Annotated in this window: 21 protein-coding genes; 9 read left to right on the top strand and 12 right to left on the bottom strand. The window is 62.4% G+C overall.

The features are described from left to right. The first annotated feature begins 64 nt into the window (after positions 1–64). The gene (locus AB8B31_RS05225; RefSeq protein WP_131605359.1) at positions 65–757 is read left to right on the top strand and encodes a helix-turn-helix transcriptional regulator; all 693 of its coding nucleotides are present in this window, start codon (positions 65–67) and stop codon (positions 755–757) included. A gap of 52 nt (positions 758–809) precedes the next feature. Here AB8B31_RS05225 and AB8B31_RS05220 read toward each other — a convergent pair whose 3' ends face one another. Next, positions 810–1,655, bottom strand: coding sequence for a metallophosphoesterase (locus tag AB8B31_RS05220; RefSeq protein ID WP_439007399.1), 846 nt, complete (start codon positions 1,653–1,655; stop codon positions 810–812). Between the two features lie 137 nt (positions 1,656–1,792). After that, positions 1,793–2,395, bottom strand: a complete 603-nt coding sequence (locus tag AB8B31_RS05215) for a superoxide dismutase (RefSeq protein ID WP_008528928.1) — start codon at positions 2,393–2,395, stop codon at positions 1,793–1,795. A 225-nt stretch (positions 2,396–2,620) separates the two neighbouring features. On the opposite strand from AB8B31_RS05215, the gene AB8B31_RS05210 reads away from it, so the two are divergent. The 3 genes from AB8B31_RS05210 (at position 2,621) to AB8B31_RS05200 (ending at position 4,713) form a co-directional block, all read left to right on the top strand. Further along, entirely contained in the window at positions 2,621–2,947 is a 327-nt protein-coding gene (locus AB8B31_RS05210) for a hypothetical protein (protein ID WP_439007398.1), read from the top strand. 319 nt (positions 2,948–3,266) lie between these two features. Continuing rightward, a complete protein-coding gene (locus AB8B31_RS05205; RefSeq protein WP_439007397.1) occupies positions 3,267–3,920 on the top strand; it encodes a class I SAM-dependent methyltransferase in 654 nt (217 codons plus the stop codon). A 61-nt stretch (positions 3,921–3,981) separates the two neighbouring features. Next, positions 3,982–4,713: a sulfite exporter TauE/SafE family protein gene (locus AB8B31_RS05200; protein WP_018241221.1), complete on the top strand. Its 732-nt coding sequence runs from the start codon at positions 3,982–3,984 to the stop codon at positions 4,711–4,713. A 31-nt stretch (positions 4,714–4,744) separates the two neighbouring features. On the opposite strand, the gene AB8B31_RS05195 is transcribed toward AB8B31_RS05200, so the two are convergent. After that, a complete protein-coding gene (locus AB8B31_RS05195) occupies positions 4,745–5,089 on the bottom strand; it encodes a nuclear transport factor 2 family protein (protein ID WP_047619637.1) in 345 nt (114 codons plus the stop codon). A gap of 330 nt (positions 5,090–5,419) precedes the next feature. Here AB8B31_RS05195 and AB8B31_RS05190 point away from each other — a divergent pair, with 330 nt between their 5' ends. Then, on the top strand, positions 5,420–6,655 hold the full coding sequence (locus tag AB8B31_RS05190) for a multidrug efflux MFS transporter (RefSeq protein ID WP_439007396.1): 1,236 nt from the start codon (positions 5,420–5,422) through the stop codon (positions 6,653–6,655). A gap of 109 nt (positions 6,656–6,764) precedes the next feature. On the opposite strand, the gene AB8B31_RS05185 is transcribed toward AB8B31_RS05190, so the two are convergent. Then, positions 6,765–7,379 carry a TetR/AcrR family transcriptional regulator gene (locus tag AB8B31_RS05185; protein WP_028733842.1) on the bottom strand — a complete coding sequence of 205 codons (615 nt, stop codon included), beginning with the start codon at positions 7,377–7,379 and terminating at the stop codon, positions 6,765–6,767. Positions 7,380–7,497: 118 nt separating this feature from the next. Here AB8B31_RS05185 and gstA point away from each other — a divergent pair, with 118 nt between their 5' ends. Beyond that, entirely contained in the window at positions 7,498–8,193 is a 696-nt protein-coding gene (gene gstA, locus AB8B31_RS05180) for a glutathione transferase GstA (RefSeq protein WP_439007395.1), read from the top strand. Here the strand turns inward: gstA and nadE are convergent. The 4 genes from nadE to AB8B31_RS05160 form a co-directional block, all read right to left on the bottom strand. Beyond that, positions 8,136–8,972: an ammonia-dependent NAD(+) synthetase gene (gene nadE / locus AB8B31_RS05175; protein WP_439007394.1), complete on the bottom strand. Its 837-nt coding sequence runs from the start codon at positions 8,970–8,972 to the stop codon at positions 8,136–8,138. The two genes, gstA and nadE, sit on opposite strands and share 58 nt — an antisense overlap. A 118-nt stretch (positions 8,973–9,090) precedes the next feature. Further along, positions 9,091–10,296 (bottom strand): adenylate/guanylate cyclase domain-containing protein, encoded by a 1,206-nt coding sequence (locus AB8B31_RS05170; RefSeq protein WP_439007393.1) that lies wholly within the window; start codon positions 10,294–10,296, stop codon positions 9,091–9,093. A 30-nt stretch (positions 10,297–10,326) separates the two neighbouring features. Further along, entirely contained in the window at positions 10,327–11,946 is a 1,620-nt protein-coding gene (locus AB8B31_RS05165) for an MDR family MFS transporter (RefSeq protein WP_130652036.1), read from the bottom strand. Positions 11,947–12,064: 118 nt separating this feature from the next. Further along, a complete protein-coding gene (locus tag AB8B31_RS05160) occupies positions 12,065–13,366 on the bottom strand; it encodes an HlyD family secretion protein (protein WP_439007392.1) in 1,302 nt (433 codons plus the stop codon). A gap of 138 nt (positions 13,367–13,504) precedes the next feature. Here AB8B31_RS05160 and AB8B31_RS05155 point away from each other — a divergent pair, with 138 nt between their 5' ends. After that, positions 13,505–14,407 carry a LysR family transcriptional regulator gene (locus AB8B31_RS05155; RefSeq protein WP_018446283.1) on the top strand — a complete coding sequence of 301 codons (903 nt, stop codon included), beginning with the start codon at positions 13,505–13,507 and terminating at the stop codon, positions 14,405–14,407. Positions 14,408–14,561: 154 nt separating this feature from the next. On the opposite strand, the gene AB8B31_RS05150 is transcribed toward AB8B31_RS05155, so the two are convergent. Beyond that, positions 14,562–15,449, bottom strand: coding sequence for a branched-chain amino acid aminotransferase (locus tag AB8B31_RS05150; protein WP_130652034.1), 888 nt, complete (start codon positions 15,447–15,449; stop codon positions 14,562–14,564). Positions 15,450–15,696: 247 nt separating this feature from the next. On the opposite strand from AB8B31_RS05150, the gene AB8B31_RS05145 reads away from it, so the two are divergent. After that, complete coding sequence (locus AB8B31_RS05145; protein ID WP_439007391.1) at positions 15,697–16,740, top strand: zinc-dependent alcohol dehydrogenase family protein; 1,044 nt, start codon at positions 15,697–15,699, stop codon at positions 16,738–16,740. A gap of 68 nt (positions 16,741–16,808) precedes the next feature. Here AB8B31_RS05145 and AB8B31_RS05140 read toward each other — a convergent pair whose 3' ends face one another. Next, positions 16,809–17,627: a sugar phosphate isomerase/epimerase family protein gene (locus AB8B31_RS05140; RefSeq protein WP_439007390.1), complete on the bottom strand. Its 819-nt coding sequence runs from the start codon at positions 17,625–17,627 to the stop codon at positions 16,809–16,811. 444 nt (positions 17,628–18,071) lie between these two features. Between AB8B31_RS05140 and AB8B31_RS05135 the strand changes: the two genes are divergently transcribed. Then, a complete protein-coding gene (locus AB8B31_RS05135) occupies positions 18,072–18,539 on the top strand; it encodes a cupin domain-containing protein (protein ID WP_028733833.1) in 468 nt (155 codons plus the stop codon). A gap of 18 nt (positions 18,540–18,557) precedes the next feature. Here AB8B31_RS05135 and AB8B31_RS05130 read toward each other — a convergent pair whose 3' ends face one another. Further along, the gene (locus AB8B31_RS05130) at positions 18,558–19,196 is read right to left on the bottom strand and encodes a TetR family transcriptional regulator (protein WP_439007389.1); all 639 of its coding nucleotides are present in this window, start codon (positions 19,194–19,196) and stop codon (positions 18,558–18,560) included. 66 nt (positions 19,197–19,262) lie between these two features. Next, on the bottom strand, positions 19,263–20,552 hold the full coding sequence (locus tag AB8B31_RS05125) for an alpha/beta hydrolase (RefSeq protein WP_439007388.1): 1,290 nt from the start codon (positions 20,550–20,552) through the stop codon (positions 19,263–19,265). Position 20,553 lies beyond the last annotated feature (1 nt).

Genomic DNA, 20,553 nt, shown 5'->3' with positions numbered 1-20,553 from the left:
GGCTCTATACGGGAACCCAACTGACAGTGTATTGTCAGGAGCGTGGCGGATGGGAGAGGCAAAAATGCGCAAGGCCTCGCGGCTTTTCGAGATCATTCAGATCCTCAGGCTGGCAAGAAAGCCGATGACAGCAGCGACGATGGCCGAGACGCTCGAGGTGACCGTGCGCTCGATCTATCGCGACATCGCCGCCCTTCAGGCGATGCGGGTGCCGATCGAAGGCGGGCGCGGCATCGGCTACATCATGCGGCCGGGTTTCGACCTGCCGCCGCTGATGTTTTCGATCGAGGAGATGGAGGCGATCGTTCTGTCGCTGGCGCTGCTCGAACGGACGGCGGACGAGGAGCTGAAGCAGGCCGCGCGCCGGGTCAACCAGAAGATTGCCGGCGCGGTGCCGGCGCCCCTACGCCAGGCGATGGACAACAAGGCGCTTTACGCCTGGGGCTCGATTGCGCAGCCGGCCGGCTTCGACCTGGCGATCGTGCGCCGCGCGATCCGCGACGAACGCAAGCTGATGCTCGGCTACCGCGACGAACTCGGCCGCGCCAGCGAGCGGACGATCCGGCCGGTCGCGCTGATCTATTATTCGCAGACCGCCAATATCGTCGCCTGGTGCGAGCTGCGCCAGGCGATCCGCAATTTCCGCAGCGACCGGGTGGAGCGCTGCGCAACGAGCGAGGATTTCTTCAAGGGCGACGGCGACCGGCTGCGGGAGCTTTGGACCAGCGGCTGGACGGAGAAGGCTGTGCCTGCCTGATATCAGCCGTTCGGTCGATCATCGACACGCTCGGGTTCGCGCTGTTTCGCAACTAGTAAGCCAGCGTGCGGCTCACCTCGCGGCCGAAGCCGCGGATTTCGATGCGGTCTGTATAAACCTCGACGATCGCGAAAGCGTTTTCCGTCTCGGTGTCGACCACGCCCTTGAAATTGACGAAGTGACAGGCGCCGGCCATGCCGTAATTGCCGACGTGGTCGTGGCCGTTGAGATAGGCAACGACATTGCTGCTGGAGGCAAGCAGCTCGACGATGCGCTCGCTGTCCCACATGCCGTGCTCACTGGGCGGATGAATGGGATAGTGATTCATGACCATCACCTTTTCGGCGGCCTCGGCCGCTTTTGCGATTTCATCGCCAAGCCAGGCGAATTGTTCGTCGCTCAGCGCGGCATTCCAGCGATGGGCATTCCTGGCACCCTTAGCCTGCAGCTCCGCCAGCATCTCAGCGGCAAGCGCACGATGATGATGGCCTTCGGGCGGCGCGAAGATGCTGACCTCGTTGCCGTCGAGCACGATAAAGCGCCAGCCGTGACGCAAGAAGCTATAATAGGGCGATGGCATGCCGAGGCGCGCGGCGACTTCGGACAAGTGTCCTGCAGAGACCGAGAAATCGTGGTTGCCGAGCAGGAAGAGCGCCTCGTGCCTGAGCTTGTCATAGACCGGCAGGATATCGTCGAAGCTTGAAAAGCTGCGGTCGATGACATCGCCGAGCGTCATGACGAAGCTCAATTCCCAGCCGTTGAACACCTCGATCGCCGCGGCGACCTTGGCGAGACTGTTGGCGTAATAGCGATCCATCGCCACATGCGGCGCGATCGCGGCATATTGCGGGTCGGCGATGACGCCGAAGCGGAACAAGGGAGACGCAGAGGAAGACATGGGGCGTGATTAGGAGCGGCTGGTGACAGGGATGTGACGGCTTCGTGTGAAAACGAAACACCCGGCGTTTGAGGCGCCGGGTGTCAAATTCGAAGAGGCGGACGACATCGCCGCCATGGCGGCTGGTCTGGTGCCGCTTACTTCGTGGCTTCTTCGTAGCGTTCCAGGACGTAGTCCCAGTTGATCAGGCTATCGACGAAGGCTTCGAGATATTTCGGGCGGGCGTTGCGATAGTCGATGTAATAGGAGTGTTCCCAGACGTCGACGCCGAGGATCGGGGTGGCGCCGTGAACCAGCGGGTTTTCGCCGTTCGGGGTCTTGGAGATTTCGAGCTTGCCGTTCTTGACGGAAACCCAGGCCCAGCCGGAGCCGAACTGGGTGGCGCCGGCATTGGCGAAATCGGCCTTGAACTTGTCATAGCCGCCGAGATCGGAGGTAAAGGCCGCTTCGAGTTTGCCCGGCAGCTTGTTGCCGCCGCCGCCCTTCTTCATCCACTTCCAGAAATGGATGTGGTTGTAGTGCTGGGCCGCGTTGTTGAAGAGGCCGGCATTGGTGCCGAAGGACTTCTTGACGACGTCTTCGAGCGAGAGGTCCGAAAGACCGGCTTCGGCGGCGAGCTTGTTGCCGTTGTCGACATAGGCCTTATGGTGCTTGTCGTGGTGGAACTCCAGCGTTTCCTTCGACATGAAGGGAGCAAGCGCTTCGTAATCATAGGGAAGTTCAGGCAATTCGAAAGCCATGTCAGATCTCCTCTTGGCAATTGATTGCGTCTCGGCAGGTGAGGCGGAACATAGGAGCGGAAAGGGGGAGAGGCAACCGGCGAATTATCAAAAAACGACCGGCCGGAGGAAAATTTGCCTCAGTTACAGGGTTGGAGTCGCGCGTAGAAATCGCTTGGGCAAATCAATGGGAATGCCCGCCCCGAAAACCGCTTTGCCTGTTATGGAGATCAACGGAGACCCGATATGAACAGGAATATAATCCAGCCTCTCACTGCCGCCGTCCTGCTTTGCCTGGCAGGTACGGCGCATGCCTCCTCCGATGACGCCTGGAAGCAGCTCGCCGCCGACGTCGAGGCCAAATGCAATAAGGCAGCGGTCACGATCGAGAAGCCCAGCACCACGGTTGATCCGTTCGGCAGCTCGCATTACGGGCTTGCCCTGGTGACAGGCAAGCCGAAGGGCGCCAAGGGGCTGATCGCCCAGATCTGCGTCTACGACAAGCAAAAGAAAACCGTCGAGATCGGCAGCGAACTGGACGCCAAACAGCTTGGGCTGATGCCGGCAAAATAGGCTGTAGCGGGGTCGCCCAAAGTGCCCCCCGGTGTGGATCTGTGCCTTGGGTCACATTTCGCCGGGAACCGGAACCTACCCTTAGGAGTTGAGAGGCTGGGCTTTAGAGCGGTTCAGCTTTTGAGAGAAGCACAGAACCGCTCAAATCTTTTTATTAGATGCAATTCCTGGGGAACCGCTTTCCACTTTTCCTGGGCTTGCGACTGCATAATTCCCTAAAGCAGAATTGGTTTAGGGGCAAAATTATGCAGCAATTCAAAGTGTTACAGCGCCCTTTGCGCGTCCGAAAAGACGTGCGGCGCTGTAGGGAGGTGCCGGCATGTCAGAGCTTCGCAGCAGGGCGGAAGATCAGCAAAAAATCTATCAGCGTTGGGCGCCGGTCTATGACCGCGTCTATCGCGGCATCCTGCGCGATGGCCACCGCAAGCTTGCTGCACTCGCGGCCGCAGCCGGCACCGATATTCTGGAAATCGGCGTCGGCACCGGCCTGACGCTCGGGCATTACCCGCGCCACTGCCGGGTAACCGGCATCGACATTTCCGAACACATGATCGCGCGGGCGCGTGAAAAGGCGAAACGCGAGAAGCTGCAGCATGTGCGGGCGCTTGATGTGATGGATGCCCATGCGCTTACCTTTGCCGACCGGTCTTTCGATGCGGTCTGCCTGCCCTTCGTCATCACGCTCATCCCCGAGCCCGAACGGGCGCTTGACGAATGCGCGAGAGTGCTCAGGCCGGGCGGCGAGATCATCCTTGCCAGCAAGCTTGGCGACGGCGCCGGTCTGCAGGGCGCGATCGAGACGGCGGTGGCGCCGCTGGTGCGCCACATCGGCTGGTCCTCCGCCTTCCGCATTCACCGCATCCTCGCCTGGGCCGAGCGCCGCGGTAATTTCGCGCCTGCCGATATCCTGCCGGTCTTTCCGAACGGCTTCTTCAAGATCGTCCGTCTGAAGCAGCGCGGACTTACCGCCTGAGACCGGAAACTTTTTCCCCGCGTCGCTTATTCTGATGCTACCGTTTGTCTGAGGGGACTGCATGACATCGGATTTCTTCTTCTTCATCGTCGTGGGTTTCTGCGCGCAGATCGTCGACGGCGCACTCGGCATGGCCTTCGGCGTGCTGTCGACGACCAGCCTTCTCGCCTTCGGGGTGCCGGCGGCCAATGCCAGCGCCATGACGCATGTGGCGGAAATGTTCACCACCGCCGCCTCGGGCATCTCGCACGCCTATCATCGCAACGTCGATTGGCGCCTCGTGGCGCGGCTCGCACCGGCCGGCATGATCGGCGGCGCGATCGGCGCCTATCTGCTGGCCAATATCGACGGCAAGGTGATCGCGCCCTTCGTGTCGGCCTATCTGATCGCGATCGGGCTGGTGATCCTCTACAAAGCCTTTCGGCCGCCGCCGAAACGGGATGTCCGCGACTGGATGGTGCCACCGGTCGGGCTTTGCGGCGGCGTGCTCGATGCGATCGGCGGCGGCGGATGGGGGCCGATCGTCACCAGTTCGCTGGTCAGCCGCGGCCATGATCTGAAACGGGTGATCGGCTCGACCAATTTCACCGAATTCGCGGTGACGCTGACGATTTCCCTGACCTTCATGCTGACGCTCGGCTGGTCGGAGCTCAATTCGGCGATCGGCCTGATCATCGGCGGCGTCATCGCTGCCCCCTTCGGCGCGATCCTCGTCAAACGGCTGCCGGTGCGGCCGCTGATGGTGGCGGTCTCGATGATCATCATCGGCACGTCGGCAATGCGGCTCCTGTAAAGACAGGGCGATCGCCATCCCGGCCGGGAGACTACAGATTCCGGCCGAAATAGACATCCACGGAGGCGATCTTGTCGCCGCGGAAGCGAAGGCTCTCTATGTTGCGGAAGCTGCCGCCGTCCCGTTTTTCGGCGCGATAGCGGATGACCGCCTCGTCGCCGTCGATCGCCAGGAATTCGATGTCAAAGCCGCGGAAGACCGGCTCCTTCGGCCAGCAGCGCTCGAAATAGGTCGCCCGGTCGATGTGGTCGTCACGCGGACTGGAGAAGGTGAAATCCTCCGTCAACATGGCGCCGACGATATCCTTGCGGTCGTCGAGATAGGCGGCGTAGAGATGACGGACGCTCTGCTCTCGGGATCTGCGCATGTCGCTCATGGCAATGTCCTTGGATTGACCGATTGCATTATGCAATCGGTCATGTTGTAGCAGTTTTGTCCGAGAGGGTCCAGATTGCGGCTCTCATTTCCAAAGACAGGCCACCAATGCGGAAGCGCCATCTTGAAGGATGGGCCATAGCGCGGTTATATCAGCGCGTGCCCGCCCTGGAACGGCGAGCGCATGCACCGCTACGGCCTATGCGTTCGACCTCGAAAAACTCGATCTCAGGACAGTTTCACCCGCGCCGATCTCCTCGCCGCGGCAAAGGGCACATTGTTTCACCATGCGTGCGGAACTCGCCGCGCGATCAATGCCGGGGCCGAGAGAATGACCGATACGCAATTGGACGCCGCCAGCGCCAGGCCCGGCTCGATCCACTGGAAGCGCAATCTCACCATCTCGCTGATCGGCTCCTTCACCACGATCGTGGCGATGACGCTGCTGCTTCCCTTCCTGCCGCTTTATGTCGAGGAGCTCGGTGTCAGCGACCATGCTGACATCGTGCAGTGGTCGGGTATCGCCTATGGCGCCACCTTCTTTGCCGCGGCTCTCGTCGCGCCGCTCTGGGGCCGGCTCGGCGATATTTACGGCCGTAAGCTGATGCTGGTGCGCGCCAGCCTCGGCATGACGCTGGCGATCTCGCTGATGGGCATGGCCGGCAATGTCTGGCAGCTGGTGGCTTTGCGCCTCTTCGTCGGGCTTGCCGGCGGTTATGCCTCCGGCTCGATGGTGCTGGTGGCGACGCAGACGCCGAAGGACCGTTCGGCCTGGGCGCTCGGCGTGCTCTCCTCCGGCATCATGGCCGGCAATCTCGTCGGGCCGCTGGTCGGCGGGGCGCTGCCGCCGATCATCGGCATCCGCGGCACGTTTCTCGCCGCTGGCGGCATGATCTTCCTCGCCTTTCTCGCCACGGCCTTGCTGATCAAGGAAGAGAAATCGCCGGCTCGCAAGCAGGCGGCCAAGGCCAGCGGCGGCTGGAAATCCATTGCCGACAAGCGGCCCGTCATCGCCATGCTGGCGACCGGCATGCTCTTGATGTTCGCCAATATGTCGATCGAGCCGATCATCACCGTCTATGTCGCGCAGCTCGTGCCCGTCGAAGCCCAGGTGACGATGATATCGGGAATAGTCATGTCAGCCGCCGCTCTCGGCAGCATTCTCTCGGCCTCATGGCTCGGCAAGCTCGCCGACAGGATCGGCCATTGGCTGGTGATTTCAGGCGCGCTCGCCGTCGCCGGGCTGCTGCTGATCCCGCAGGCCTTCGTCACCAGCTCCTGGCAGCTGATCATCCTGCGTTTCCTGATGGGCGCAGCACTCGGCGGGCTGCTGCCCTGCATCGCCGCTGTTATCCGCCACAGCGTGCCGGACAGTGCGGCCGGCAGCATTCTCGGGCTTTCCATCTCGTCGCAATATGTCGGCCAGGTGGCCGGCCCCATCCTTGGCGGCTTTGTCGGCGGGCATATCGGCATGCGGGCGGTGTTCCTCGGCACGTCAGTACTGCTTCTCGCCGGCGCTGCCTATTCCTGGATGGTACGGCCGAGGGATCGGCGGACATCCAGCTAGAGCATGATGCCGAAAAGTGTGAACGGTTTTCGGACGACATCATGCTCTAACTATATAATTTAGAACAGGATTTGGATTTTAGGCCGACCGGGCCTAAAATCATCCTGTTCTAGGGGGCGCTCCCGCAGATCAGCTCGACGCCCGACCGGGCGATCGCTTCCAGCGTCTCGCGGCTGTCGCCGGCGCGGGCGCGGACGGCGAGCGAATGCATGACGGCGGAGGCGAGCCTTGCAAGCATCTGCGGATCGGCGCTTTGGGGAAGCTCGCCCCTGTCCACGGCAAGGCGCATGCGCTTTTCGATCTCGTCGTCGAAATCATTGAGGCTGCGGCCGAGCATCTCGCGGACCCGCTCATGCTGGACCGCCTCGGCCGATGCCGTGCCGATCAGCAGACAGCCGCGGGCGGCGGTTTCACCGTGCAGATAAATCGCCAGCGCACCGGCATAGACGCGGGCGATATTGTCGCGCAACGGCAGTGACGGGTCGAGCGCCTCAGTCAGCACGTCCATGCCGTCCTGCCGATACCCCTCCAGCGTATCGAGATAGAGATCCTCCTTGTCGCCGAAGGCGCCGTAGAGGCTCGGGCGGTTGAGGTTGGTCGCAGCGCTCAGATTGTCGAGCGAGGCGGCGGCAAACCCCCTGTCCCAGAAGACATCCCGCGCCTTGCCGAGCGCCGCCTTGGCGTCGAAGGCCCTTGGGCGGCCGCGCTTCTTTTCGTCCTTCATATTTTGTACCGTTTCGCATTAAATTCTTGACGAAGATTATTTTATGCGAAACAGTACAAATATTCAAACGCTAATCGGCGGGCGGCACCGACCGCCTCCACAGGGAGAGGAAACCGCAATGAAACTCTATATGCACGCAGCCGCCTGTTCGCTTTCGCCGCACATCATCTGCCGGGAGCTGGGGCTTGATATCGAGCTCGTCCAGGTTGACCGGCAGACCCACAGGACGAGCGACGGCGAGGATTACCTCGCCATCAACGGCAACGGCTATGTGCCGGCGCTGATGCTCGACGATGGCAAGGTGCTGACCGAGGGGCCGGCGATCGTGCAGTTCCTCGCCGACAGCGTGCCGGAAGGGGCAGCTATGTTGCCTGATGTCGGCGACATCCGCCGCAACGAGGTGCAATCCTATCTCAACTTCATCACCGCCGAGCTGCACAAGCCGATGGTGTTGCTCTTCAACCCGATTTATTCCAGCGTTCATGGCGAGGTCCGCGCGCTGATCTCGAAGCGGCTCACCTGGCTGAACGGCCGTCTTGCCGGACCCTATCTTACCGGCGATGCCTTCACGGTGGCAGATGCCTATCTCTTCGTCTGCCTGAACTGGTCGCCCTGGACCGACATCGATCTCAAGCAATGGCCTGATCTGCACGGCTTCATGGCCCGGGTGGCGGCGCGACCGAAGGTGCGCGAGGCGCTGCAGGCCGAAGATCTCGAGGCCTTCGATGCCGACGGCGTCTATTTTGCACCACACGCCTATCTCGCCTCATCAGGACGGACCGGCAGGGCGCGCTTGTGGCCGGTCGCCCGATAGGCGGCGAGGATGCGGCGGCGGGCGATCTCGCCGACCGGCTTGCCTTCAAGAAAATCGTCGATCTCGTCATAGCTGACGCCATAGGCCTCCTCGTCGGGGCGCAATGGGCGCTGGTCCTCGAGATCGGCGGTCGGCACCTTGAACACCAGCTCGTCCGGGGCGCCGAGCCGCTTTGCCAGCAGGCGGACCCGGCGTTTGTTGAGGCCGGCGAGCGGCAGGATATCGGCCGCGCCATCGCCGAACTTGGTGAAAAAGCCCATGACCGCCTCGGCCGCATGATCGGTGCCGATGACGAGGCCGCCAAGCGCCCCGGCCAGGGCGAACTGGGCGATCATCCGCTGGCGGGCCTTGATATTGCCGAGGATGAAATCCTGCCGGCCGGCATCGGCAAAGGCGAGGCCGCCGTTTAACGCGGCGCCAAGCATCGCATCCGCCGGCGCTTTGATGTTGACCACCATCGAGCGGTCGGCGCCGATCGTTTCCAGCGCCCTCACCGCATCGGCCTCATCAGCCTGGACACCGTAGGGAAGGCGCACGGCGATGAATTCGGCCGCGTGACCGCTGTCCCGCAGCTCGCGCACCGCCTTCTGGGCCAGCAGCGCCGCCGTCAGCGAATCGACGCCGCCGCTGATGCCGAGGACGTAGCCGCGCATGCCCGAAGCGATGAGATAATCCTTGAGGAAACCGGTTCGCCGTTCGATCTCGCGCTCAGGGTCGATGTCGGCGGCGACACCCAGTTCGCGGATGATCTCACCTTGTTCGTCGAACAGCACAGTCATAAGCCTCTTCCTCCCCGCTTGCGGAATTTCGGCGCCACTATGGCGAAAAGATGGGGGGAAGACGAAGCCGTTTCGGGCAGACCTGCCATGCATTTTATGCAAGTGGGCGGTTTGGCACCTACCGCACGATCGTGAACAGTTCGACCGGATCGGCAAAACCCTTCAGCCTGTGCGCCCCGACAGAGACGGCATCCCCTGCCCCGGCCTCGTCGCGAAACGGCGCCGACATCAGCAGGGCCGCACCCAGTTCGCTGCAGGCGGTCTGGATCCGGCTGACCAGGTTGACGTCGCCGCCGATCAGGGTGAAGTCGAGGCGGCGGCCGGAGCCGACATTGCCGTAGCTGACCTCGCCGTAATGCAGGGCGATGCCGGCCTTCACGCCGATGCCCTCATATTGGAAATGGTCGATCTCATCGAGGATGGCGCGGGCCGATGCCAGGGCCGCGCCGCAGGAATGGGCGGCATCATAGCCCGGGAAAAAGGCAAGCACGGCGTCACCCATGAATTTCAGCACCTCGCCGCCTTCGCGGGTAATGGCCGGCACGATTTTATCGAAATAGGCGTTGAGCAGGCCGAGCACGGTGCTGCCCGGCAGCCGGTTCGACAGTTCGGTAAAGCCTCTGAGATCGCAGAGCAGCAGGGCTGCCTCCATCGATTCGACCTCGTCGCGGCGGATGCGGCCGGCCAGGATGCGGCTTGCCGTCAGCGGGCCGATATAGGTATCGAGCAGGCTGAGCTCGACCTGGCGAAGGATGCGCAGTTCGCTGGTATTGCGCAGCGCCGGCAGGATGCGCTCGATCACCTGACGTTCGGAGGCGGTAAAGCCGCCCGGCCGCTTCGTACCGAAGACGGCGGCGCTGACCGGGCCGTCGACATTGCAAAGTGGCGCGATGACGAGCTGCATCAGGCCGCGATCGGCAAAGACATCGATATGCTGCCAGCGGCCATGCACACTTTCTCTGGTATCGACGACCAGCGGTTCGCGGGTTTCCATGACCTTGCGCAGCGGCGTATTTGATATGGCGACGCGGGCGCCGTGTTCCCGGTCGTGGATCTCGACCGGTTCGCCCGGCGCCCAGGCGATGGTGCGGCCGATGAACTCGGGATGCAGCGTCATCAGATGCAAGGTCAGCCGGTCGACTGGCAGGCCGAGCGCCTGGAGCCTGCGGCCGAGGCCGGAGACGAGGCCCGCTTCGTCGAGCGCGTGACATTCATCGCCGGAAAGCCATTCGATGATGGAGAGCAGCGCAGCGGCGCTGACGGCATGGCCGGCGGTCTTCGTTTGGAGCCTGTCGGTATCGGGAGCATAGATCGCTGACGTCATGGCTTTCTCCTCCTTGAGGGAGGCGGGGCGCTAGTGAGCGCCGCCGCCGGAGAGTTGACCGGGTTTCCTGAGAAGCAGGGTTGCAAGCAGGGCGACGACAAGGGCAACGCCGAGCAGGAAGAAGGTGTCACTGAAGGCCATGATATTGGCCTGCTTGCGTATTTTCAGCGCGATGGCGACGACTGCCTTGTGGCCGGCGAGCGCCTGATCGCTGATGCCGTGGCTCATGAAGTAGCCGGTAAGCCTGGCGATACGATCGCGGGTGGCTTCCTCGAAGACCGAGACCGAGTTGGTCAGGATGTTCGAGTGGAACTGCTCGCGCTTCGACAGGAAGGTCTGCAGCGAGGCGATGCCGACGGCGCCGCCGAGATTGCGCATCATGTTGAAGAGTGCCGAAGCCGAACCGGCATTTTCCTGCTCGATGCCTGCGGTAGCGATTGCCGAGAGGGGCGTGAAGACGAGCGCCTGGCCGATGGCGCGGACGATGTTCGGCCAGAACAACTGATCGCTCGCATAATCGCCGGTCATGTGGACGTTCATGAAATTCGAGGCGGCGAAAAGGGCAAAGCCAACGACGATCAGCAGGCGGACGTCGAAATGCTTCATCAGCCGCGGCACCAGCGGGATCAGCAGCAGCTGCGGGATGCCGGTCCAGGCGAGAACCATGCCGATCTGCTCGGAATTATAGCCCTGGATGCGGGTCAAATAGATCGGCAGCACGAAGACCGAGCCGTAAAGCGCAATGCCGAGCAGGAAATTGGCGACGATGCCGAAGCCGAAATTGCGGCGCACCAGCAGGCGAAGGTTCAGCAGCGGATTGGCGGTCTTCAGCTCAATGATCAGGAACAGCGTCAGCGAGACGGCGGCGATAACGGACAGGCGGACAATGAAATCGGAGCCGAACCAGTCTTCCTTGTTGCCCTCTTCCAGCACGGTCTGCAGGGCGGCAAGGCCGATCGCCATGGTGATGATGCCCGGCCAGTCACCCTTGGCGAGCAGCTTCAGGTTCATCGGCGCCCGGTCGAGCGAGACCCAGAGCAGGCCAACCATCAGCGCGCCGGGCACCAGGTTGACGTAGAAGATATGCTCCCAGCCCCAGTTCTCGGTGAGGTAACCGCCGATCGTCGGGCCGATCGCCGGCGCGAAAGTGGCAGACAGGGCAAAGAGGGCAAGGCCGATCGGTTGCTTGGCCTTGGGCAGTAGGGTGATGATGATGGTGAAGGCCATCGGGATCAGCACGCCGCCGGAAAAGCCCTGTATGGCGCGCAGGATGATCATCTGCTGCAGATTGGCCGCGAAGGCGCAGGCGACGGAGAAGATGAGAAAGAGGATGGCGTTGACAAGCAGATAGTTGCGGACCGAGAAGACGCGCGCCAGCCAGGCGCTGAGCGGAATGACGACAATCTCGGCGATCAGATAGGAAGTCGAAATCCAGCCGCCGTCATCCGTGCCGGCGCCGATCGCGCCCTGGATATCGGCAAGCGAGGCATTGACGATCTGGATGTTGAGAACGGCCATGAAGGCGCCGAGCGTCGAGCCGACAACGGCTGCCCACATGCGCAGAGGGCTCATGACGGCAGGTGCCACGGGCGCTGCGGCGGCGGGGCGCGCCAGCGAATTGCCGTTTGCGGCGATCTGAAGAGTGGCCATGGCTTATCTCCTTCCAGCTCTCGCGGGAAACTTTCTCATGACGGGGTTCGGGTGATCATTCGGGAATGATCGGGATCATTCGGAAATGATCGGGATCATTGGGCGAAGAAGGGAAGGATCATCCAGCGTGGCTGGATAATCCCTCTTCGGCCGCCCCAGTGGCTTGGGCAGGCTTGGTCTCGCCCACCTTGGTCTCGGCAGCTTGGGTTTGGGCAGCCTTGGTATCGATTTCAGGCTCGACCGACATGCCCGAGCGCAACAGGCCGCTCAGCGCTTCGTCGTCGATGACGATCTTGACCGGGATGCGCTGAACGATCTTGGTGAAATTGCCGGTGGCATTGTCCGGCGGCAGCAGCGAGAATTCCAGGCCGCTTGCCGGCGAAACGCTGTCGACATGACCCTTGATCGAGATGTCGGGAAAGCTGTCGACCTTGATCTCGACCGACTGGCCGGGGCTGATATAGGTCAGCTGCGTTTCCTTGAAATTGGCGACGACGTAGAACGCATGCAGCGGTACGACCGCCATCAGCTGCGTGCCCGAAGTGACATACTGACCGACGCGGATCGACCGGGCGCCGACCGTGCCGTCGACGGCAGCGACGATGTCCGTATAGGAGAGGTTGAGCTCTGCCTGCCGGGCGGCGGCGGCCGCACGGTCGCGCTGGGCAACGGTCTGTTCGCGCTGGGTCTGCAGCACCGGCACCTTATTCTGAGCCGTGACGAGGGCTGCCCGGTCGCGCTCGACGGCAGCAGCGGCCTGGTCACGGGCCGACTGGGTCTGTTCGGCGCGAGACTGGGTGCCGGCGCCGTTGGTGATCAGGCGGGCCGAGCGGGCGGCATCGGACACGGCAAATTCCAACGATGCCTGCGAGGCATCGATCGTCGCCCTCGCCTGCTCGATCACCGATTGCTGCAAGGAGATCTGGGCGTCGATATTGGTGATGGCGGCTTCGGCCGCCTTCACATCGGCTCTGGCCTGCGACAGTGCAGCCTGGAAGTCGCGATCGTCGATGCGGGCGAGAACCTGGCCGGCCTTGACCGCGTCATTGTCGTTGACCAGCACCTGGCTGATATAGCCGGCGACCTTCGGGGCGACAGTGGTGTAATCGGCCTTCACATAGGCATCGTCGGTGGTTTCGATGAAGCGGCCGACCGTCCAGTAGCGATAGCCGAAATCGCCCGCGAAAGCGACGCCGGCAAGCAGCGCGGCGGCAATGACGGCGCGCTTGACGATCCGACGGCCGGTCTTTTTGGGCGCTTCCGCGACTGATGCGTCCGCAGCCGGTACTTCGACGACCGGCGCTTCAGAGACAGGCATGGCGGGCGCCTCGGCGGCCGGCGCCCTGGCGGCTTCCTCGGCCAAGATCTGCTCGGCCTGCTTCGCACTTTCGAAAACTTGCCTGTGGGGTAACTCGACCATCGCAATTCTCCTTCACCGTTGGCCTCCTCCGTGAGAGGCCATGTTCGATGCGCAGGAAAATGCACCCTGACATTTATTTTGATAATCTGCTTAAATCGGGAAGGATCATCAACTCTCAGCGGATAATCCGAGGGCAATATGGATCGGCTGACAAGCCTCACAGTCTTTGGCCGGGTGGTGGAATGCGGTGGTTTTTCCGCCGCCGCGCGCCGGCTCAACATGTCCGTCACCATGGTCGGCAACCACGTGCAATCGCTGGAGGACCGGCTCGGCGTGCGGCTGCTTAACCGCACGACGCGCAAGGTCAGCCTGACCGAAACCGGCAAATATTACTATGAGCGCTCTTTGCAGATCCTGGCCGAGCTGGAAGAGGCGGACCGGACGGCAGGCGCGCTGAGTTCGACGCCGCGCGGCACGTTGAAGGTCTATACCAGCAGCGCCATCGTGCGTTTCCTCTCGCCTGTCGTCAGCGAATTTATGGAGCTCTATCCCTCGATCTCACTCGATTTCAGCGTCGGCGAGCGGATGGTCGACATGATCGAGGATGGCTACGATCTGGTGATGCGCACCGTACTGCCGCCGGATTCGTCGCTCGTCGCGCGCAAGCTGACGCCCTGGCGCCATATGCTCGTCTGCTCGCCGGCCTATTTCGAGAGCCGTCCGATGCCGAAGACGCCGGCCGAGGTCGCCGATCACAATTGCCTGCAATATGCCTATTACCCCTATGGCGACGAATGGCGCTTCGAGGATGGCGAGGGCAAAAAGGAGAGCGTCAAGATCAGCGGCAATGTCGTCTCCAACAGTGCCGAGATGCTGCGCTTCCTGACGCTGACCGGGCGGGGCATCTTCCTGGCGCCGAGTTTCGTGGTGTTCGATGACATCGCCGAAGGGCGGCTGGTGAAGATCATGCCGGACTACCGGCCGATCGAATTCAACATCAACGCCGTCTATCCCAACCGCAGCCACCTGCCGACCAAGGTGCGGCTGTTCATCGATCTCTTGGCGGAGAGATTTGCGGAACATCGGAAGTGGATGACGTGAGGGTGCGCCCCGGGTAGGCCTGCTCTCACTTTTTTTTGCGAATGGGCTCGGGTGTGGCTGGCACCGACCGCGCCGGCCCTGCGCTTGCGCTTCGGGCGTTCGCCACTGCAATCGATTCACTGGATCGCTTGCTCCCGCTTCGCGGGATCGTGGCTCACTCCTCGCTTTCGCTGCGGCCGTAGGCCCAGTCCATGTAGAGTTCCAGCGCCTTGCGGGTGACCGGGCCTTCCTGGAGGTTGCGGTCGTCGAGGCGGGTGACGCTGACGACCTTGGAATAGTTGCCGGTGGTGAAGATCTCGTCGGCTTGCATGAAATCCTCGACGGAGAGCGTTGCCTCGTGCACGTCGAAACCGGCCTGGCGCAGCAGGCCGATGACGCGGGCGCGGGTGATGCCGGCGAGGAAGGTGCGGTTGGCGGCCGGCGTCATCACCACGCCGTCCCTGACCATGAAGATGTTCGAGGAAGCGGTCTCGACGACGTTGCCATTCAGGTCGCGCACCAGCGCATTGTCGAAACCGCGGCTGCGCGCTTCGGCGATCATGCGGCCGCTGTTTGGATAGAGCGAGCCGGTTTTCGCCTCGGTCATCGCGGTTTCCGGCGAGGGGCGGCGATAGGGCGAGACGGTGAGGCTGGTGCCGCCATGGCCGCCCATCGGCGCCTCGAACAGGCAGAGCGCGAAGCGGGTCGATTCCCCGTCGACGGCGACGACGCTGCCGGGCGAACCGTGTTCGCCCCAGTACATCGGCTTGATATAGATTGCCGTCGCACCGTCGAATTTCGCAACGCCTTCCCAGGCAAGTGCGGCAATCTCCTCGGCTGATTTTACCGGCTTCAGGCCCATGGCGAGTGCCGAGCGGTTGATGCGCTGGCAGTGCAGGTCGAGATCCGGCGCGATGCCGTCGAACCAGCGCGCGCCGTCGAAGACCGTCGAGCCCAGCCACATGGCGTGCGAGGTCGGCCCGATCAGCGGCGGATTGCCAGGGAGCCACTCCCCGTCGACATGGGTCCAGGTGGTTGAACGGGGTGATGTATCGACGGCCATGATGGTTTCCTCCTGAAGCCGGAGAAGGAAAAACCGCCGCGGCAAGCCGGGTCAAGGACAAATCCCGAGCGGAAACGCGGAAGCAAGAAAATGCCGGGGAATGGCGGCAGGCCGCAATATTCGTGCGCAGCAAGGCGGCTTCATCGATGGGTGCATCAGCAAAAATGATGGAATGGAATGTTGGAATGGCTACCTGCCGCATGTCATCATGCGCGCAATCACGGACAGACAGCAAGGGAAGACGCCGATGAAAGCCATGTTCTACGAAGCCTTCGAACAGGCGCCCGAAATCCGCACCCTGCCCGATCCGACGCCAACCGAGGACGGCGTCGTCATAGCGGTCGGGGCCAGCGGGCTCTGCCGTAGCGACTGGCACGGCTGGATGGGCCACGACCCGGATATCCGCCTGCCGCATGTGCCGGGACACGAGCTTGCCGGGCGGATCGTCGCCACCGGCCGCGGCGTGATGCGCTTCAAGGTCGGCGACCGGGTGACCGTGCCCTTCGTTTCCGGCTGCGGCCATTGCAGCGAATGCCATTCCGGCAACCAGCAGGTCTGCCCGAACCAGTTCCAGCCGGGCTTCACCCATTGGGGATCGTTCGCCGAATATGTGGCGATCGATTATGCCGACACCAATCTGGTGCACCTGCCCGATACGATCGACGATGCGACGGCGGCAAGCCTCGGCTGCCGCTTCGCCACTTCGTTTCGCGCCGTCGCCGACCAGGCCCGCACCGGGCCCGGCGAATGGATCGCCGTGCATGGCTGCGGCGGCGTCGGCCTGTCGGCGATCATGATCGCCACGGCGCTCGGAGCGAATGCGATCGGCATCGACATTTCCGAGGAGAAGCTTGCCTTTGCGCGGGATTGCGGGGCGGTGGCGACGGTCAATGCGTCAGGTCTCGCCGACGTGGCGGAAACGGTGCGCGAAATCACCAAGGGCGGCGCGCATGTCTCGATCGATGCGCTCGGCCATCCCGTCACCTGCTTCAACTCGATCAAGAATCTGCGCCGGCGCGGGCGGCATGTACAAGTGGGGCTGATGCTGGGTGAACACGCAACGCCGCAGATTCCAATGGCGCAGGTGATCGGCCACGAGCTGGAAATCTACGGCAGCCACGGCATGCAGGCCTGGCGTTACGACGCCATGCTGTCGATGCTTTCGGCCGGCAAGATCGCGCCGCAGAAGCTGATCGGACGGCGGGTCAGCCTCGAGGAGGCGGTGCCGGCGCTGATGGCACTCGACAAGGCTGAGGCCACGGGAATCAGCGTAATCACCAGGTTCTCATGAAGCGCGACTCCACCCTCCCCTCCTGTGGCGAGCACGGGAACCAGGGAGAGCGGGCCGGGCTTAGAACCTTATTCAGCTACGCCGATCGAGGCGAGAAAAGCTGATGAAGCCGGGATCTTGGACTTATCCTTGATCTCGATGATGAGGCGCGGATTGCTTTCGAGTTTGGCAAGGGCCCTGAAGACGGCGTGCCAGTGGATCGAGCCCTCACCGAGGCTCCAATGGCGATCGGCATATCCGTCGGCATCCTGCAGGTGGACATGCTGCAGGCGATTGCCGGCGGCCTTGACGTAATAATCGACCGGCGGGGCACCGGTATAGCCATGGGCATAATGGGCGTGGCCGGTATCGATCGAGACGGCGACGGCGGGCGAGTTAAAGCTCTCGGCAAGCGCCACGCGAATATGCGGATCCTTGTCCTCGATGTTCTCGATGACCATGGTGCAGCCGATATCCTCGGCGCGCCTGACGGCATCGCGCAGGGTCGTGTGCGTGCGCTCGACCAAGGCCTCGCGGGCGCCGGCATTGTCGTCGAGATTGTTGTAGGACCATGACGTAAAGGGACTGTGGATGACCATTTGGGTTGCGCCGATGGCGGCGCAGACATCGAGCCCCTGCAGCAGGCGCCTAGTGACGATGCCACGGATATCAGGATCTTCCGAGGCGATGGTGAAGCCCCAGAACGGGCCGTGAATGCCGAGGCGGCCGCCATGACCGTCGAGAAGCCTTCTGGCGCGGGCGGCAAGCGGCGCCCAGTCGCCGTTCAGAATCTCGGCATCGACGAAGCTCTGCAATTCGAGATCGCGGGACTTTTCGAACAGCCAGTCACGGTGAAGTTCGACTTCATCGAGCGTCATGGCAGCGCCGACGACGGGAAGAGTAGACATGGATGCGCTCCATCAATGTGAATGATCAATGTGAATGCCGGGACGGCGTGGAATGACGGCCCCCAAGAACGGCTAAGAACGGCCGCCGCGTTCTATGCACCCCTTCTGTGTCGGCGGTATTACAGGCGCCGAGCCTTTCGAACTCTCCGGCCTCAGTCATTTCCGCATAGCTGATGCGGCATTGGCGGACCTTGCGGAAACGCCCCGACGTACCGATATCGGCCCCGACAGTCTCGTGACGCAGTGGCGCGCGAGCGGCGCTGAACCCCTGGCAACGGAGCCGTTTGTTCATCGCTTCGACCGATGTAGCGCGTTTCTTTGAAAGCGTTCGGCGATGTTACTCCCAACAACAGGGCGGGTTGTCAAAGGCGTCGCAAAGGTCTAACGGCTGCGCCCGCAAGAAAAAGCCCATAAGAAGAAGCCCTGTAAGAAAAAGAAAGAGACATGATGTCCAACTCATTTGTGAAAATGCCTGCGAGCGACGAGGCAAAGCGGTTTTTCGTCCTCGGCGACCGGGTCGAGCGGCGGCTTAGAATTAGCGGAGCCTGGCTCAATATCTTCGACGTCACCGTGCCATCAGGCAGCCGGACGCCGAAACATGCGCATGCGAGCCCGGAAGTGTTCCGCATCATCGAGGGAAAGCTGACGATCTGGCGCCTGAGCGACAGCGGCCCCGAAGAGATCGAAGCCAGCGCCGGCGACATCGTCACCATCCCGCCCTTCATGGTGCACGGCTATTCCAACCGCGGAACCGTTCCCGTGGTCTTTTCCGCGGTCGTCGATCGAGACATGGCCGAGTTTATCGAAGCGGAAGGCACGACCGAGCCACCGAAGGTCAGCCCTTCGGCGGAAACCATCGCTCGCATGACTGCGGCCGCCAATTCGTACGGGATCACCATCCTCGCGGCCTAGCGGCCGCATCTGGGGGCGTCATTCCGCGGCCATGCTCTCCACGCCTGGGGAACTTGGCCGGAGAGCTGCAACTGCAAAGGAAGCGAGTTCATGAGCTGATAGCTCACCGTGGCTCCAAGGCAGGGCGCCAATAATTCTGGGGTCCCATAAGGAGATGATTGAGGCGCAAAAGCAGGATGCGGCCGCGTCAACATTCCTCGGAACGAACTCTTCATTCGCGATGCCGGCGCAAACGAGCTCCCTCACATGCGCCTCAAGTCGTTTCAGATGGTCTCTGAATGATGGCCGACTGCCGTCTGCGGCGAGAACAACGAGGTCGAACATCTGGCTGTCGCCGAGACGTGCCTGCAGCATCAGGCGGTGTTGCCCGAGCGCGGTTTTTTTCAGGCGGCTCGCCGCACTGGTGAGCTCGCCGTCGGCAGACGGAGTGAAGCGGAGGTCAGTTTCGAAAAAATTCCCGGCGATGGCATCCCAAATCGCCGCCTTGGAGGGGAAGATTTTGTACACACTTGCCGGCGACTTCCCCAGCAGTCGAGCAATATCGACGACGTTTGTTTTCGTGGGCCCGTACAGCCGGCACGCTGCCGTGCCGGCTTCGACGATCGAGGAGATGTAATCAGCTCGCGGCTGGTTTTTTACAGTCGTGCCAACTTCCATTTGCCAATCCTATCTAGTCCGCATGCTGGACGGGTCTCAGACCGCTCTGATCGAGGCGGCTGACGATCAGTACGCAATCTGACCATCCACCATCTTTCCCCCATTCGAGGAGAGCTCCCGCTTCAGGATTTCTCGCGCCTCCGGGCTGATGACCGCGACTGGAGCCGCAACGGCTACGCGCGCTGCCGAGCCGGCGAAAATGGCCGCCGTCATCCCGATCTGATCGGCAACGCTTGCCTCTCTACCCTCGAGGCTCTGCCCTGCCAGCCGCCGCCCGAGCAGGCGCACGATCTCAGGACTGTCGGCGAAGGCATTGTGGCCGAGCGGATCATTCGTCGCGATGGCGCTGGTATCGATAACGGAAACGCCGAGTTGGTCGAGAAGAGGCGCGTAGGGTCTGAGATCGGACCCGCCGACGCGGCTAACGCCACCCGATAACCAGCTCGACATCTCCAGCGCCTTGTCACGTGTCGATGTCAGGATCACAAAGTGTGGCCGCTTCGCCCCCATCTCGGTGAACTGGCGACGGAACACGTCGATATCGATGTCCGGCGATGCGAGAACAACGTTCTTCACCTTCGTCGGGATTGATTTCTCGCGCATGGCGACGCCACGCAGCGCCTCGGCCGCAAGCCAGCCGCCCATGGAATGGGCGAGGATCGTCACATCGGAGACGTCGGGACTGTTCACAGCCTGGAGGATCAGATCCTCCAGAGCGCGACGCGAATAGTTGGCGCTCTCCTTGTCATAGAGGTAATCGAAGACACGGCCCCTTGATGGCCAGGTGAAGAGGATCGGTGCGGCGTCGGTTCCCGAGTCATGGACGATCTGCGCGAAGCGGAAGACGGCATCGGCATAGGTGTTGTTGAAGCCATGCACGAAAATGATGACCTGATGCTTGGTGTTTCGATTCTTCCGGTACCAGTCGAACGCCTGGCCCTCGGATTGCACCTTGGCAACCTGCGTGACCGCAAACTGCTTTTGCGGGTTGGGCGGCATGCGGGACGGCCACTGCACCTCTCCGATCTTGCGGTTCCGATCGGGCGGGATGGATACGTCGACGCTGTTAAGGGAAATCGCCGTCCCGCGGTCGCCGGAAAAGAGTTTGCCGGGATCCTCCGAAGGCTTGCGCGTCGTGGCGACGAGCATGGTGACCCGGCTCGTGCCGGCCGGGGCCACGGCGAGAGGCTGCAGGACATCCTGCACCCGGTTGGCGCAACCCGATGTAACGAGTGACAGGGCCACAAGGACCAGGACGGCGCGGCCCAAGCGGGCAGCGATCGCCTTGCCGAACCCAAACCCAAAGCTGGTGAGACCCTGGGCAATGCGCCCAGGGAGTGAGAGGGATGTGGTCATC

It is taken from the genome of Rhizobium sp. 62_C5_N11_2 (assembly GCF_051811185.1).
Lineage (GTDB): Bacteria > Pseudomonadota > Alphaproteobacteria > Rhizobiales > Rhizobiaceae > Rhizobium > Rhizobium leguminosarum.
Note: the sequence above shows the minus strand (reverse complement) of the source record. Positions and strands in the feature narration are given on the sequence as shown.

What these genes read in the sequence shown, in the direction of transcription:
- AB8B31_RS05220 (WP_439007399.1), bottom strand. Translation starts at nt 1,655, where the DNA reads ATGTCTTCCTCTGCGTCTCCCTTGTTCCGCTTCGGCGTCATCGCCGAC.
- AB8B31_RS05225 (WP_131605359.1), top strand. Translation starts at nt 65, where the DNA reads ATGCGCAAGGCCTCGCGGCTTTTCGAGATCATTCAGATCCTCAGGCTG.
- AB8B31_RS05210 (WP_439007398.1), top strand. Translation starts at nt 2,621, where the DNA reads ATGAACAGGAATATAATCCAGCCTCTCACTGCCGCCGTCCTGCTTTGC.
- AB8B31_RS05160 (WP_439007392.1), bottom strand. Translation starts at nt 13,366, where the DNA reads ATGGTCGAGTTACCCCACAGGCAAGTTTTCGAAAGTGCGAAGCAGGCC.
- AB8B31_RS05165 (WP_130652036.1), bottom strand. Translation starts at nt 11,946, where the DNA reads ATGGCCACTCTTCAGATCGCCGCAAACGGCAATTCGCTGGCGCGCCCC.
- AB8B31_RS05200 (WP_018241221.1), top strand. Translation starts at nt 3,982, where the DNA reads ATGACATCGGATTTCTTCTTCTTCATCGTCGTGGGTTTCTGCGCGCAG.
- AB8B31_RS05125 (WP_439007388.1), bottom strand. Translation starts at nt 20,552, where the DNA reads ATGACCACATCCCTCTCACTCCCTGGGCGCATTGCCCAGGGTCTCACC.
- gstA (WP_439007395.1), top strand. Translation starts at nt 7,498, where the DNA reads ATGAAACTCTATATGCACGCAGCCGCCTGTTCGCTTTCGCCGCACATC.
- AB8B31_RS05140 (WP_439007390.1), bottom strand. Translation starts at nt 17,627, where the DNA reads ATGTCTACTCTTCCCGTCGTCGGCGCTGCCATGACGCTCGATGAAGTC.
- AB8B31_RS05145 (WP_439007391.1), top strand. Translation starts at nt 15,697, where the DNA reads ATGAAAGCCATGTTCTACGAAGCCTTCGAACAGGCGCCCGAAATCCGC.
- AB8B31_RS05155 (WP_018446283.1), top strand. Translation starts at nt 13,505, where the DNA reads ATGGATCGGCTGACAAGCCTCACAGTCTTTGGCCGGGTGGTGGAATGC.
- AB8B31_RS05130 (WP_439007389.1), bottom strand. Translation starts at nt 19,196, where the DNA reads ATGGAAGTTGGCACGACTGTAAAAAACCAGCCGCGAGCTGATTACATC.
- AB8B31_RS05195 (WP_047619637.1), bottom strand. Translation starts at nt 5,089, where the DNA reads ATGAGCGACATGCGCAGATCCCGAGAGCAGAGCGTCCGTCATCTCTAC.
- AB8B31_RS05190 (WP_439007396.1), top strand. Translation starts at nt 5,420, where the DNA reads ATGACCGATACGCAATTGGACGCCGCCAGCGCCAGGCCCGGCTCGATC.
- AB8B31_RS05170 (WP_439007393.1), bottom strand. Translation starts at nt 10,296, where the DNA reads ATGACGTCAGCGATCTATGCTCCCGATACCGACAGGCTCCAAACGAAG.
- AB8B31_RS05185 (WP_028733842.1), bottom strand. Translation starts at nt 7,379, where the DNA reads ATGAAGGACGAAAAGAAGCGCGGCCGCCCAAGGGCCTTCGACGCCAAG.
- AB8B31_RS05205 (WP_439007397.1), top strand. Translation starts at nt 3,267, where the DNA reads ATGTCAGAGCTTCGCAGCAGGGCGGAAGATCAGCAAAAAATCTATCAG.
- AB8B31_RS05215 (WP_008528928.1), bottom strand. Translation starts at nt 2,395, where the DNA reads ATGGCTTTCGAATTGCCTGAACTTCCCTATGATTACGAAGCGCTTGCT.
- AB8B31_RS05150 (WP_130652034.1), bottom strand. Translation starts at nt 15,449, where the DNA reads ATGGCCGTCGATACATCACCCCGTTCAACCACCTGGACCCATGTCGAC.
- AB8B31_RS05135 (WP_028733833.1), top strand. Translation starts at nt 18,072, where the DNA reads ATGATGTCCAACTCATTTGTGAAAATGCCTGCGAGCGACGAGGCAAAG.
- nadE (WP_439007394.1), bottom strand. Translation starts at nt 8,972, where the DNA reads ATGACTGTGCTGTTCGACGAACAAGGTGAGATCATCCGCGAACTGGGT.